The sequence below is a fragment of the Thiorhodococcus mannitoliphagus genome (assembly GCF_010915725.1).
Taxonomy (GTDB): domain Bacteria; phylum Pseudomonadota; class Gammaproteobacteria; order Chromatiales; family Chromatiaceae; genus Thiorhodococcus; species Thiorhodococcus mannitoliphagus.
Genome location: NZ_JAAIJR010000438.1, coordinates 1 through 563 on the forward strand (window position 1 = coordinate 1; position 563 = coordinate 563).

Below are 563 nucleotides of genomic sequence, written 5' to 3' on the forward strand. Positions count from 1 at the left end.
GATCTCTACCGGACCCTGATGCGGGCCTTCTCCGAAGCCAAGGAACACTTCCTGGTCCACCTGCGCCCGGAGGACGTGCTCGAACGCGCCTCGCGTGACGGCCGGCGGCTCGACCTCGACGCCGTCCAGGCCGCGCTCGGCCAACTGGTGGAGTGGGGTAACCTCCAGGCCGAGCCCGACACCAGCCGGGTCACCACGGTGGAGGACTTCTATCGCGCCCGTTATCTCTACCAGATCACGCGCGAGGGCGAAGCCGCCCAAGCCGCCCTGGAGACGTATGAGCGCATGCTGGGACATCATGGCGCCCTGCAGTCGGTGGCCCTAGCCGACATCGCCAGCCAGCTGCGTGCCTTGCGCGCACTGCTCGACACTCAGGACAGCGAGGCCGGGCTCGATAGCGCCAAGGCGCACCTGTTGTTGCGCGACATCACCCGGGTCTTTAGCGACCTTGCCGACAATGCCCGCGACTTCATGGCCGGACTGGCCCGAGGGCTCGATCTGCGTCGGGCCGAGCGCGCGGCCTTCATCGATTACAAGGATCGTCTGCTGGACTATCTGCGTCG

Annotated in this window: 1 protein-coding gene; it reads left to right on the forward strand. The window is 67.0% G+C overall.

Translation table 11 applies throughout. From position 1 onward, the window contains the following. Positions 1-563: TIGR02677 family protein (locus G3480_RS27325; protein ID WP_164657303.1), on the forward strand; the 563-nt coding region annotated here is incomplete at both ends.